This is a genomic window from Streptomyces sp. NPDC059499, assembly GCF_042749285.1.
In the GTDB taxonomy this organism is placed as follows: domain Bacteria; phylum Actinomycetota; class Actinomycetes; order Streptomycetales; family Streptomycetaceae; genus Streptomyces.
On record NZ_JBHYTT010000003.1, the window covers coordinates 63,708 to 76,284 of the forward strand.

The window sequence follows — 12,577 nt, forward strand, 5'->3', positions numbered from 1 at the left end:
GGTCATACGATTGCCATTTCTGTGCAAACTCTGTGAGTGATCTTCCCTTCCTCGCCCGCATGAGGCATCAAATACCCTAAATATTCTCCCTGGTTGGACCATGATCACGGCGCTAATGTCATCCGCGGACGCCGGGGGGATCACGGGCGTCCGCCGCCCCTGGGGCGGTTCACGGGGGGAAGGCAACGTGCGTCGCAACGCCGCACGGCGGGTCGGCCTGCCCCCGCGAAGGCTGGTCCGCTCACCGCCGGTCCGATGGCTTCGCTGTCGCGGGCACGGGCCGGCTCGTCCTTCAGGAGAAGTACGTGAAGACCGCAGTAACCCGTTTCGCCACCGTCTCCGCCGCCACCGTGGCGCTGGGCCTCATCCCGCTGGCCGGTACCTCGTACGCGGCCGGCTGCAGCGGCGCCGGCTGTGACAACCAGGGGCCCAGAGCGACGGCGTGCGAGACGGCCGACGTGGCTACCCAGCGCACCATCACCAACAACAGCCGCAAGGCCGAGCTGCGCTGGTCGTTCGGCTGTCAGGCCGCCTGGGTCCGGGTGACCGACAACTCCAGCAACTCCATCTACAACTCGTTCGGCTACATCGAGAAGTACGACTCGGCCGGCAAGCTGATCCGCTCGCTGAACGTCGAGATCCCGCACGGCGGCAGCGACTGGTCCAACATGCTCGGCGGTTCCAGCTACTACTACCGGGTCTGCGTCAAGTTCCAGGGCAACGAGTACCCGATGACCTGCAGCACCAAGTTCTGACCGGCACCCCGGTCCGCCGGAGCCCTTAGCCAGGGCCGGGCCGGACCAGGGAGCGGGGTCCGGTGCCCACCGGACCCCGCGAGCCCGGCACGAGCCGGACGAAAGACCCTGGCTCTCCGGGGCCCGCCGCACGCCGGGGGCCCCGGTCCTGCTTTCCCACACTTCCCCTCCTTATCCGCGCGAGCGGCTTCACACCCGTGTGCCCGGCACACGGGTGCCTGCGGCCTGCCCTCGCCCGGCGGGCCCCGCCCCGCCCAGACCTTGGAGCACCCTTGCGTCATCGCCTTCCCAGACCCCGCGCATCATGGGCGGCCCTCACGGCCGCCGTGATGCTGAGCGGAGTCCTGACGACATCCGCGGGGGCGGCCGAACCGTCGCCCCCACCCGCCTCGCCCGCACCACCCGCGTCCTCGCACCCCACGTCCGTCCCGGCGGCCGAGCGTTCCGCTCTCCTCGGGAAGCGGTGGCAGTCCTCGCAGGACATCGCCTGGACGACCAGCGGAGATGCCGAGGGCTTCCACCTGCTGACCGCGGCCGGCTCCTCCGGCTACGCGTGGAAGAACCTGGCCACGCTCACCGAGCCCGGCTTCGACGCGGACTCGTGGATCGGCAACGCCTGCGTGCCCGGCTCCGGCCGCTACGCCGTCGTCGTCTACGCCCCGCGCACCTTCACCAACAAGCCGGAGCTGATGGCCCGCGGCGGCTTCACCGCCGTGGTCGACCTGACCTCCGGAGCGGTGCGCAAGCTGCCCGTCCTCTCCTCGCTCTCGTACTACAACCCCGGCTGCGGCAACGGCGACACCGCGGTGCTCACCCAGTCCGGCAGCGAGGAGCGGCCCGGGACCCGGCTGCTGCGCCTGAACGCCCGCAACGGACGGACCGCCGCGCCCACCACGGTCAAGGGCCAGGTCACCTCGGCCGTCCCCGGCCCGGGCAGCACCACCCTGGCCGCCCGTGGTGCCCAGGTCGTCTCGCTCGACGCGACCGGCCGCGCCACCACCGTCGCGCGCACCGACAGCGTCCCCTTCCGCCTCACCCCTGACACCCACGGTGGTCTGCTCTACCTCGACCACCGCGGCAGCACCGCCACCGCCCGCCACCTGGGCTCCCAGGCGCTGAAGCGCCCCGACGCCGCGAAGGCCCGCCCGGTCACCGTGGCCGACGGCCCGCTCACCCGGCTCGGCGTGACCCGCAGCCGCACCACCGTCTACGTGACGGGCCCCAGCGCCCCTCGGACGGCCGCCCCGGCCGGGGTGGGCCGCATCCCGAAGGCCGGCAAGGACACCCAGGTGTCCACGCTCGGCACGGCGCTCGTCTCCCGCCAGCGGTGGGCCGACGGCAAGGGCACCCTGCTGCAGCCCGGTGAGAGCAACACGGCCCGGCCCGTCGACCTCGACCTGACGGTCCGGGACTCCGGCCGGAAACGCACCCTGAGGGCCATCACCTCGACGGTCTCCTCCCCCCACGCCTCCGAGGGCCGCGCCCTCTCCCCGGGACTGCGGACCTCCTCCGCACCCCGGACCGGCAAGGCCGCCCCGAGCGGCGCGGCCGTGCGGGCGGCGACCGCCGCCACGGCGGCGAGCTCCCCGAGCGACCCGGTGGAGGACGAGCGGACCTGCTCGGTGCCGCGCAACGACCCGGGCAACCAGGCCATGCAGCCCAAGCCGCGCCAGGTGGAATGGGCTGTCGACCAGGCTGTCCAGGGCTATCTGAACACCCACATCTCCCGGCCTGCCAACTGGCAGAACCTGGGAATGCCCGCCTACAGTCCGCAGAGCCTCTTCCTCAACCCCGCCCTGGAGGGCGGCGGACGGGCCATGGCGCAGGTCATGCTGGGTGTGACCACGCAGGAGTCCAACATGTGGCAGGCCGGCCGCGAGGCCGTGCCCGGGGTCACCGCGAGCCCGCTGATCGGCAACTACTACGGCATCGACCTCTACGACGGCGACAGCTCCAACGACTGGGACGTCAACTTCGCCGAGGCTGACTGCGGTTACGGGATCACCCAGGTCACCGACCACATGCGTATGGCCGGCCGCGAGGACGGTCACGGCGGCGCCGCCTGGGACTACCAGAAGCAGCGGGCAGCCGCGCTCGACTACACCGCCAACATCGCCGCGGGCCTGCAGATCCTGGTCTCCAAGTGGAACGAGACCAGGGCCGCCGGCATGGTCGCCAACCACGGCACCACGGGCCGTCCCGAAAACTGGTACTTCGCCCTGTGGGCGTACAACTCGGGCTTCCACCCCGACCAGGGCAACGGCGCCCCCTGGGGCCTGGGCTGGGCCAACAATCCGGCCAACCCCGAATGGGACGCCGGCCGGCTGCCGTTCATGGAGAACGCCGCCGGCGGCGAGGACGCGAGCGCGGCCGCCCGCCCGCAGAACTGGCCCTACCAGGAGAAGGTGCTGGGCTTCGCCGCCCACCCGCCGTCCTTCCTGGAGTCCCCCGGTGTGATGGTGCCCGCGTTCCGTCCCGCGACCTGGAACGGAACCAACGAGAGCGTCTCCACGAAGGGCAGCGCCACCTACAACCGCGCCCATCTCAAGGCGCCCGAGGACGCGTTCTGCGAACCGACGTCCAACGACTGCTTCCCCGGCCGCATCTCCGACAGCGCCGCCAACGACAACGGGTCCTCGGGCCCGTGCGGGCGCGAGGACTTCATGTGCTGGTGGCACAAGCCGGTCACGTGGAAGACGGACTGCGTCGACACCTGCGGCTACGAGTTCATCCGGTTCTCCACCAGCATGGGTGAGGAACCCAACGGCAACGCCTACCCGCCTGTCTGCACCACCACCGGCCTGCCGGCCGGAGCGCTGATCGTCGACGACGTGCCCCAGGGCACGGCCGTCCACAGACCGGGCTGCGACAACAGCGGCTGGACCAACAGCGGTTCCTTCTCGTTCGACTTCGGCAACAACGGCAGCGAGACCGTCTATCCGTCCAAGGTCGACCTTCACCAGCTCGGCGCCGGCTTCGGCAGCCACTTCTGGTTCGGCCACACCCGTCCGGACGACGCCAAGGGCAACCGCCTGAAGATCACCGGCAACTGGAAGCTCAACCAGACGCTCGACAAGGACGCCAAGGTGTGGGTGCACATGCCCGACCACGGCGCCCAGACGAAGCAGGCGAAGTACGAGATCCTCACGGCCCACGGCTGGACGAGCCGAACGGTGTCGCAGCCCGGATCGGGAAACCGGTGGGTCTCCCTCGGTGCGTTCCGGTTCAAGGGGGTCAAGCCCGAGGTCAAGCTGTCCACGATCACTGCCGACGGTACGGGTGACGAGGATGTCGCCTACGACGCGGTGGCCTTCGAACCAGGGGATTTCAACACCTTCGGGGGTGTCTCCTTCCCTGACGCCGACCCGGACGCCCCGGATCCCGAGGTTCCTGACGAGCCCAAGGCGATCTCGGGGAGCATGCCCTTCTTCGCCCCCGCACCCGCGGAGCAGAAGTGCCGTCCGGTCAAGGGTGACGGGTACGACGAGGTGTGCACCGAGCTGAGGATGAGCGCCGGAGCGCGGAAGAGGGCCCTCTCCACGTTCGCGGACGACGGCGCCGAGTGCAGTATCGCTGTGTCGGCGAAGAGCTACACCCGCTTCAGTGCGTGTCTCAACGGCGAGTACAACATCGGCATCCGTCTCAACGGCCAGGTGGTGGCGTCAGCGGCCATCGCGTATCACCACGAGATCAAGCTGGCGGTCAACAGCAAGGCCATCACTCAGACCGTGAGGCTCAAGCCCGTCGCGGTCACTCCTTTGATGATGGAGTCGCCGTACAGCGTCAACCTCCAGTTCTACTGCTCGCCGGACTGCGACTCGGCGCTGCCGAACTGGAACGGACAACCCGGCTGGCTGGGCGCGGACTATCACGAGGCGACCGCGACGGCGACCACCAACTGGACGCAGGACGCCGGATACAGCGTCAACTTCCTGCACTGGACGATCTCGTCCATGATCGACGGCTCGCCCACGGACCGGACGATCGACTACGACGAACCGGAGCTGAGGATCCGCTGCGACAACATGTTCGCCGGCCGGAAGGCGGGATGCGTGTTCCCCAACTACGCCCCGACCTACACGGTGAACACCAAGGCCTATCCGGCGGCGGCAGCCCTGTACTGGGCCATCATGGAGAAGCTGCCCAACCATCCGGGCAGCAAGAAGCACAACACGCCTCTGCACAGACTCGAGGACACGGCTCTGCAGCAGGCGAACCGGGACGTCATGTGCGAGAAGGCGATAGCCCGGTTCCGGCCCAACGCCCTCACTCCCACCGCGAGCTGCGACGAGTACCCGTTCGCCGCATCGAGGGAGAGCGGGGGCCTGCAGCCAGGCATCACCTCCGGTGAGGAGTGCGCCCAGTTCTTCGCCGCTCCGGGCACCACGGTCGGCGGCTGGGACCTCTTCCTCGACGACAACTACCCCTCACTGTCTACCTGGAAGGAGCCGTGCGGGCGGGGCAGCATCCCGAGGGGACAGAACACGAGCGCCGGCGGGGGCCTCGGCCGGTTCGTCGGCAAGGTACGTCTCTTCGACGGGGAGGCGTACTACGTGGACACACCCGGCTTCGAAGGGTGCATCAACGTGGAGGACCTCTGCCAGGTCCGCCCGTGACCGGCACGTACTGAGAAGGACGGGGCCGCGTGTGGATCACGCGCGGCCCCGTCCGCCGTGTCACGGCAGTGGTGCCGAGAGCAGGACGCCCTCGAGCACCTCGTCCTTGGGCAGATTCAGACCGAAGACCTCCTCGGCCACGGTGAGGGCGTCCCGTTCGGATCCGATGGCGGTGTCCGCCGCCGTACCGGGGAGGCCGAGGCTCGCGGCACTGACCGAATCCGGCGAGAAACCCCCGGTCGGCAGCGGGTGAACCTGACCGGGCTCGCACCGGAAGACTTCCTCACCGTTGCGGGCGTACGCGAACATCTTGTCCTGGTTGACCGTGCGCCAGAACTCCACCGCCTCGCTCCCGGCGGAGGCGGACGACAGGGCCTGCGAGGAATTCGTCCCGCCAGGTCCGCCCTCGGCCACGGCGAACGCCCAGCCACAGCTCTCACCCGCGCGCAGCACCGCGGTGTCGAGCTCGTCCATCAGGTCACCGGCGTCGAACCGGTCAAGCCTTCGCACGGAGCCGGCCTCCACCCCCATCCGGTCCAGCAGTTCCTCCGGGCCGATGCCCCTGGCGAAGACGACCCAGTACCCGAGGTCGAAATGACTCTCGGCCGAGAGCCACCGGATCCCGTCCATGTACGTCCTTTCGTCTGCCGTCCGGCGAGCTCGCCGACGGCGGAGGATTCTAGGGCTGCGGGTCCCGTGCGTCGTACCTCGCGAACCCGCGCCACCGCAGCCCCAGCAGGCAGACCACGAGCATGCACGCGATCCCGCCGCCGGTCACCGCGAGGCCCGGTGAGGTCAGGTCGGCGACGGAGCCGGCCATCAGGTCGCCGAGCCGCGGCCCGCCCGCCACGACCACGATGAACACGCCCTGCAGACGTCCCCGCATCTCGTCCGGCACCGCCGCCTGGAGCATGGTGTTGCGGAAGACCATCGAGATGGAGTCGGCGCACCCGGCGAGCGCCAGGAGGATCAGTCCGGGCCAGAGCTGCCGGGTCAGCCCGAACACGGCGATGGCACCGCCCCAGCAGGCCACGGCGACGAGCACCGCGAGCCCGTGCCGGCGGATCTTTCCCAGCCACCCGGAGAACACGCTCGCCAGGAGCGCCCCCAGCGCCGGGGCGGCGACCAGCAGGCCGGTGGTCTTCGCGTCGCCGCCGAACCAGACCACGGCGACCACCGGGAACAGGGCGCGCGGCTGGGCGAGCACCATGGCGCTCAGGTCGGTGAAGAAGGTCATCCGCAGATTGGGCCGGGTACCGAGGAAGCGGAGCCCGTCCGCGACGGACGCCCGCTTGGCGCCCTTGTCGCCCTCCGCCCGGTCGGGAAGCATCGAGGGCAGGCGCCACATCGCGTACAGCGAGGCCGTGAAAGTGACCGCGTCGACGGTGTACGCGGCGCGGTAGCCCCACCAGCCGACGATGAGGCCGCCGAGCATCGGCCCGACCAGGCCGCCCGTGGTGGAGGTCATGGCGTTGAGGGCGTTGGCGGACGGCAGCTGCTCGGCCGGCAGCAGCCGGGCGATCATGGAGCTGCGGGCCGGGGAGTTGAGCGCGAAGCAGACGGACTGGAGGGCGACCACCGCGTAGAGCAGCCCGACGTGTTCCACTCCGGCGAAGGTCACGGCGGCCAGTCCGACGGAGAGCACGAACGACCCGGCCGCGCTGAAGAGGCCCAGCTTGCGCCGGTCGACGGTGTCCGCGACGGCCCCGCTGTACAGCCCGAGGAGCACCAGCGGGACGAGTGAGCAGAGGCCGATGAGTCCGACGGAGAACGCGGACCCGGTGATGTCGTAGACCTGGAGCGAGACAGCCAGCGCCGTCATGCCCTGCCCGATCCAGGAGACGGTGTTCCCGAACCACAGCCGCCGGTAGTCCGGCGAGCTCCGCAGGGGGGTCAGGTCGGCGAGTATGCGTGTGCGTGTGCGGGGTACAGGTTGTTCGGCCGTTTCGGTCACAAGGGATGGTAACGACCGCCCCGTTTCGGCGTGTCCCGGGCAGGCTCCCGGCCGGCCGGGGCGCGGTGCGGGCCACGGGCGCGACGAAGTGTCAGGGCGTCCCACGGAAAACGCCACACCTTGTCATCCCTGCGCGCCGTGCGCCCCGGCTAGCGTCACCGCATGACTCACAGCCTTGTCGTCCACGTGCCCGACGCCGAGCTCGAACCCGAGCCGCTCTCCCCCGCGCAGATACTCTCCGGCACACCGGAGGTGACCGGCAAGGTGGTCTGGGAGTCGGCGGACGGCCGCCGGTTGCGGGGCGTCTGGCAGATCACTCCGGGGATCGTCACCGATACCGAGGAGGACGAGATGTTCGTCGTACTCAGCGGCTCGGCCACCATCGAGGTGGAGGGCGGGCGGACACTGGCGGTCGGCCCGGGAGACCTCGCCGTGCTGAGCAGGGGCGACCGTACGACTTGGACGGTGCACGAGACGCTGCGCAAGGCGTACGCGATCGACCTCGGGGAGGACGGGACCCCGTCGCCCTGAGGACTGTCCGTGAACAGGGCCCCGCCGTGGAGCCGCCGTGGAGCCGCCGTGCCGCCGGCCGGGCGTGGCCCTCGCCCGGTCGGCCTCCGTCGGTCAGCCCTCCGTCGGTCAGCCTTCCTCGCGCAGGCCCCACGGGGAGCCGTACTCGGTGAGCAGGTCGAGGAACGGCCGGGGCGGCAGGGCTTCGGGGCCGAGGACGCCGCTGCCCGACCAGGCTCCGCTCGCGACGAGTTCGAGGGCGACGACGGGGTTGACGGCCGTTTGCCACACCACGGCCTGGGATCCGTACTCGCGCATCGACCACTGGTTGTCGACGACGTGGTAGAGGTAGACCTCGCGCGGCGAACCGTCCTTGGTTCCCTTGACCCAGGTGCCCGCGCAGGTCCTGCCCGTCATGCGGTCGCCCAGGGTGGCCGGATCGGGCAGGCAGGCCGCGACCACGTCACGCGGGGAGACCTCCACGGGCCCGGCCGCGGAGGGGACGGTGACTTTCTCGGTGGAGTCCAGGCCCAGCTCGTGCAGGGTCTTCAGTTTGGCGATGAAGTCGTCGCCGAGACCGTACTTGAACGTGACCCGGCGGGCGTCGATCCAGCGCGGGATGAGCAGGACCTCCTCGTGCTCGACGTTGACGCACTCCACCGGGCCGATGCCCTCGGGGAAGTCGAACACCTCCGGTTCGCTGAAGGGGGCGGTGGTGAACCAGCCGCGGTCCTTCTCGTAGACCACCGGGGGATTGAGGCACTCCTCGATGGTCGTCCAGATGCTGAAGGACGGGGCGAAGTCGTAGCCCTCGACCGTCAGGTCGGCTCCGTCGCGGACGCCGATCTCCTCGATCTCGTCGAAGAGTTCGTCGGCCGCGTAGCGGGCGAAGACGTCGGAGAGACCCGGCTCCACGCCCATGCCGACCAGGGCAAGCCGTCCGGAACGCTCCCAGGAGTCGGCCTGCTCGAACTGCGCGTCGCCGAGCTTCACACCGCACCGCTCGTGCGGATGGGTCGCGTGCGGCGCCGACAGGGACATCGCCATGTCGAGATAGTGCGTGCCCGCCGCACGCGCCGCGTTGAACAGCGGCATCACGAACCTCGGATCGGTCGCGTTGAGCAGGGCGTCGCACTTCTCCTCGGCGAGCACCTGACGTACCGCGTCCTCGTCGGAGGCGTCCAGGCGCCTCGCGCTGAACCGGTCGCCGTGTTCCCGGAGCGCGCCGACGGCCGCCTCCGCGCGTGCGAGGTCGTAGTCCGCGACGACCATGTGGGTCAGGAAGCCGCGGCGGGCCGCGATCCGGGTGACGGCCGTGCCCACGCCGCCCGCACCCACGAGAAGTACTCGCATCTCACACACCTTTCGGTTGCCGGGGACAGATGTCCCCGGCGCTGGGCACGATGCAACGGGACAGCCGGGGTTAAGGTCAACGGTGTTGGCATAAGGGTCCCGAGGTGCGGCGAGCAGGGAGAGTCGGCATGGCGAAGCACGTGGTGCCGGAGGCGGAACGACGCAGGCGCAGACCCACGCGGCAGGGCACGGTGCTGTCCGAGGAGGTCATCGTGCAGACCGCGCTGCGGATGCTGCGCGAACACGGAAGCACCGGACTGACGGCACGCAGGCTGGGCACGGCCCTGGGCGCCGACCCCAGCACCCTCTACCGGTACTTCGCCGGCCTGGACGATCTCACCAGGGCCATCGGCGAGGAGCTGATGGGACAGGCGCTGGACACCTGGACGGCCACCGGGGAGTGGCAGTCCGACCTGCGGTCCCTCGGCCGGGCCATCCACGCCTCCTACCTCGCCCACCCCCAGGCCGCCGTGCTGACCGCCAGCCGCGTCACCGGCCGTCCGCGGGAGATCGCCGTGGACGAGACGATCCTCGGGATCCTGCGCGACGCGGGCTTCCCGGACGCGGACGCGGTCGTCGTCTACCACGCGTTCATCGACCTGAGTCTGGCGTTCGCCGCCCTGGACGCCGGGTCACTGGCGCTGACCGACGAGGCCCGCGCGGCGGACGAGGAGATGTGGGATTCCACTTACGCCGAACTGTCCGCCGACACCCACCCGCACATCGCCGCCACCGCGCGGCTCCTGGCCGGACGGATGACACGGAGCGCCTACCCCGTGGTCCTGGAGACGCTGCTGAACGGTGCGGCGGGTCAGCTCACCCGGGCACGCAACCGGGCGAACCCCCGCGCCGCGGACGAACCGCGCCACTGACGGAGTCGGAGCGCGGTCCGCCGGCACACGACAGGACCGCACGGCGTCCGCCTGGCGCACATGGCCTGGCGCCGGCGTCTCGTCACCTTCCGCTTCCTGCGTCCTGCGCCGCTTGCGCGAGCGCCCGGACAAGGTACGTCTCCCAGGCCGTGGGCCAGATGAGGACCCACGTTCCCATCGGGGCGTCGTACGGATGCAGGTACCGGAGACCGGGCCACTGGTAGCACTGGGCGGCGTCGCCGTGGACGAGGCAGATCGCCTCACCTGCCGCGACGACGGCGGCGACTTCCTGGATCGTGGAGACCTTGGGCCCGCGCCGGATCGGTCGGCCGCCGGGGGTGTGGGTGGGCACGAGCGTCTGCTGCCAGTACTCGGGGATGGGTGCTGCGGAGTACGGCAGGGGCCAGTCCGCCACGTCCTCCATGCTGACCTTGCTGCGGGAGGTAAGAGGATGATCGGCGGCCACCATGAGGACCAGGGGCTTGGTCGCGATCACCGGACCAACGGTGAGATCCGGCTCACGGACCGGCAGCCAGGAGGTCGCCACCTGGACCGAGCCGTTCCGGAGGGGGCCGAAGGGGTCCGAGAAGTTGATCTCCTGGACGCGGAGCCGGACCTCGGGGTGCCGGGCCTGGAAGAGGCCGATGACGTGCGGGTAGTAGTGCACCTGGGGCCCGTGCAGACCGATGGTCAGCGTGCTCGTGGTGCCGCGGGCAGCAGCGGTGGCCGCGCGGGTGCCGTCGAGTATCCGCTGGTAGCCCGCACCGAGGTCTTGCCGCAGCTGAGCTCCGATGGCGGTGAGCTCGACCCTACGGCTGCTCCGGGCGAAGAGTCGCGCGCCGATCCGTCTCTCCTGCTTGGCGATCGACTGGCTCACTCGCGCCTGTGACACGTGCAGTCGGTCCGCGGTCCGGCCGAAGTGCAGCTCCTCGGCCAGCGTCAGGAAGATCTCGATGTCTCGTAGTTCCATCACGTGCCCCCCAGCCTCCACCGATAACTCCGGGGTTATCAGACCATGTGCAGGCGGGGGTTGTTCGCCTGTATACCGCGCCGCATCGTGGGTCACGTCCTCCCCGAGGATGCCCATCGGTACTCAGCGCAGGCGTGCAGGGAGATGACGTGCTCACACCGCTCGCATACGGAGAAAGGGGCTCGTGGACAGTCACACGCTGACCGATTTCATGTCCTGGACGTCCGTCGGCCGATGAGTGTCGAAATCTGGAGGCACTGTCCGGACCGATGTCCCTGGCGTCACAGGTGTCACGGTCAAAAAGCCTGACGGGCCGGTACCGGCCAGGCGTGCATGGCTGGTCAAAGGTCCGCCACAGGGACTCCACCGCGGCGCTCATCGGGTTCCCTGCGATGCCCCAGGCCCTGCTGCAGGGACGTTACGCCATCACCGGCCGCCTTCAACCGGCACACCGGGTCCGCCTCCGAACTGACCGGCCGCCTCGTCGCCGCCGCCTCCACACCCTCACCACCCGCCCACCGCGGACCAGTCACCGGGTGAGCGCAATCAACGTAAGGATCACCGCAATGAAGAAGCGCATGGCGCTTTCCAGCGCCGCCTGTGCGGCAGTTCTGACCGTACTCCCACTGGCCGGCACCGCCTCCGCGGCCGAGTACACCGTGACGTACACGTCCGGGCCGCACACCGGCGACACGTGCACCTGGCGCACCAGCTGTGCCGGCTCGGCGTCGTTCGTCCATGACGGCGACCACCTGCTGGTCTGGGACAACACCGGCGACGGACACTCCGTGGTGGTGGAGTACGAGCGCTCCGATGTGGGCGGCAGCGACTACATACGCGACTGGAACCACTACAGCAAGAACTCCAGGCTCGACGTCGACATGAACATCCCCGAGGACGGATGGATCAACTACCGGGTCTGCCTGGGCGAGTACGGCAGTCGCAGCGTTCTGAGGGACACCTGCTCCTCCTTCTACTGGGAATCCGCCGGTTGATCACCGCGCCGTGACCGTCGTGCCTCGGGCGAAGGGGATCACCGAATCGCTGCGGGCGCGCGCCGAGCGCCCCGTACCCGTACGTCTCGGGCGGATGCGGACGCGCCTTCCTCGGACTCGGGCGCCCGGCTGTCACGGCGGACGGCAGCCGGGCTGATGCCGCCTGAGAACACCTCGGGCCCGGACTCTTCCCGCTCGCGGCGGTGAACGGGTCCGGGCCCGTTCACGTTGATGAGCAGCTTGCCCTCATAGGCGAACCAACTCCCGGGCGCGGTGACGACCCAGCGCCGTGCGCTCTTGGGAAACGCGCCGCGCCCCGTCCGGAAGAGGTGCCGCAGGGCGACCGTGTCGAGGAGGTACGCGATCACTCGAAGGCTGCCTGCCGAGCGCGCTCGGCAGCCGTATCGCCTCGGCCACGAGGCAGACCACATGCGGAGGGGTGTGACGTCTCGCCGAGCAGTGGGGTTGAGTGGAGTGCGACATCTCCCTCGGCGACCGTGGGACCGTTCCACGACACTTCCACGGAGACGGGAACTTGCAGGTCACAGCCAC

10 protein-coding genes are annotated in these 12,577 nt (G+C 69.9%); 5 read left to right on the forward strand and 5 right to left on the reverse strand.

Going from position 1 to position 12,577, the window contains the following annotated elements; genetic code table 11:
* Positions 1-305 precede the first annotated feature (305 nt).
* Positions 306-755: a DUF2690 domain-containing protein gene (locus ACFW9O_RS09115; RefSeq protein WP_351168234.1), complete on the forward strand. Its 450-nt coding sequence runs from the start codon at positions 306-308 to the stop codon at positions 753-755.
* A gap of 329 nt (positions 756-1,084) precedes the next feature.
* Positions 1,085-5,371: a hypothetical protein gene (locus ACFW9O_RS09120; RefSeq protein ID WP_384606762.1), complete on the forward strand. Its 4,287-nt coding sequence runs from the start codon at positions 1,085-1,087 to the stop codon at positions 5,369-5,371.
* A gap of 60 nt (positions 5,372-5,431) precedes the next feature.
* Here the strand turns inward: ACFW9O_RS09120 and ACFW9O_RS09125 are convergent, their stop codons facing one another.
* The gene (locus ACFW9O_RS09125; RefSeq protein ID WP_384606765.1) at positions 5,432-6,001 is read right to left on the reverse strand and encodes a DUF6461 domain-containing protein; all 570 of its coding nucleotides are present in this window, start codon (positions 5,999-6,001) and stop codon (positions 5,432-5,434) included.
* A 49-nt stretch (positions 6,002-6,050) separates the two neighbouring features.
* On the reverse strand, positions 6,051-7,325 hold the full coding sequence (locus ACFW9O_RS09130; protein ID WP_384606768.1) for an MFS transporter: 1,275 nt from the start codon (positions 7,323-7,325) through the stop codon (positions 6,051-6,053).
* Between the two features lie 162 nt (positions 7,326-7,487).
* Between ACFW9O_RS09130 and ACFW9O_RS09135 the strand changes: the two genes are divergently transcribed.
* Positions 7,488-7,856: a cupin domain-containing protein gene (locus ACFW9O_RS09135; RefSeq protein ID WP_384606771.1), complete on the forward strand. Its 369-nt coding sequence runs from the start codon at positions 7,488-7,490 to the stop codon at positions 7,854-7,856.
* A gap of 108 nt (positions 7,857-7,964) precedes the next feature.
* Here ACFW9O_RS09135 and ACFW9O_RS09140 read toward each other — a convergent pair whose 3' ends face one another.
* The gene (locus ACFW9O_RS09140; protein WP_384606773.1) at positions 7,965-9,188 is read right to left on the reverse strand and encodes a saccharopine dehydrogenase family protein; all 1,224 of its coding nucleotides are present in this window, start codon (positions 9,186-9,188) and stop codon (positions 7,965-7,967) included.
* A 128-nt stretch (positions 9,189-9,316) separates the two neighbouring features.
* On the opposite strand from ACFW9O_RS09140, the gene ACFW9O_RS09145 reads away from it, so the two are divergent.
* The gene (locus ACFW9O_RS09145) at positions 9,317-10,060 is read left to right on the forward strand and encodes a TetR/AcrR family transcriptional regulator C-terminal domain-containing protein (protein ID WP_384606776.1); all 744 of its coding nucleotides are present in this window, start codon (positions 9,317-9,319) and stop codon (positions 10,058-10,060) included.
* Positions 10,061-10,142: 82 nt separating this feature from the next.
* Here the strand turns inward: ACFW9O_RS09145 and ACFW9O_RS09150 are convergent, their stop codons facing one another.
* Positions 10,143-11,030, reverse strand: a complete 888-nt coding sequence (locus ACFW9O_RS09150) for a LysR substrate-binding domain-containing protein (RefSeq protein WP_384606779.1) — start codon at positions 11,028-11,030, stop codon at positions 10,143-10,145.
* 566 nt (positions 11,031-11,596) lie between these two features.
* Here ACFW9O_RS09150 and ACFW9O_RS09155 point away from each other — a divergent pair.
* A complete protein-coding gene (locus ACFW9O_RS09155) occupies positions 11,597-12,025 on the forward strand; it encodes a hypothetical protein (RefSeq protein WP_384606780.1) in 429 nt (142 codons plus the stop codon).
* A 38-nt stretch (positions 12,026-12,063) separates the two neighbouring features.
* Here ACFW9O_RS09155 and ACFW9O_RS09160 read toward each other — a convergent pair whose 3' ends face one another.
* On the reverse strand, positions 12,064-12,393 hold the full coding sequence (locus ACFW9O_RS09160; protein WP_384606783.1) for a hypothetical protein: 330 nt from the start codon (positions 12,391-12,393) through the stop codon (positions 12,064-12,066).
* Between the last annotated feature and the right edge of the window lie 184 nt (positions 12,394-12,577).

Coding starts and splice junctions, on each gene's coding strand:
- ACFW9O_RS09120 (WP_384606762.1), top strand. CDS start 1,085: ATGCTGAGCGGAGTCCTGACGACATCCGCGGGGGCGGCCGAACCGTCG.
- ACFW9O_RS09125 (WP_384606765.1), bottom strand. CDS start 6,001: ATGGACGGGATCCGGTGGCTCTCGGCCGAGAGTCATTTCGACCTCGGG.
- ACFW9O_RS09135 (WP_384606771.1), top strand. CDS start 7,488: ATGACTCACAGCCTTGTCGTCCACGTGCCCGACGCCGAGCTCGAACCC.
- ACFW9O_RS09140 (WP_384606773.1), bottom strand. CDS start 9,188: ATGCGAGTACTTCTCGTGGGTGCGGGCGGCGTGGGCACGGCCGTCACC.
- ACFW9O_RS09145 (WP_384606776.1), top strand. CDS start 9,317: ATGGCGAAGCACGTGGTGCCGGAGGCGGAACGACGCAGGCGCAGACCC.
- ACFW9O_RS09150 (WP_384606779.1), bottom strand. CDS start 11,030: ATGGAACTACGAGACATCGAGATCTTCCTGACGCTGGCCGAGGAGCTG.
- ACFW9O_RS09155 (WP_384606780.1), top strand. CDS start 11,597: ATGAAGAAGCGCATGGCGCTTTCCAGCGCCGCCTGTGCGGCAGTTCTG.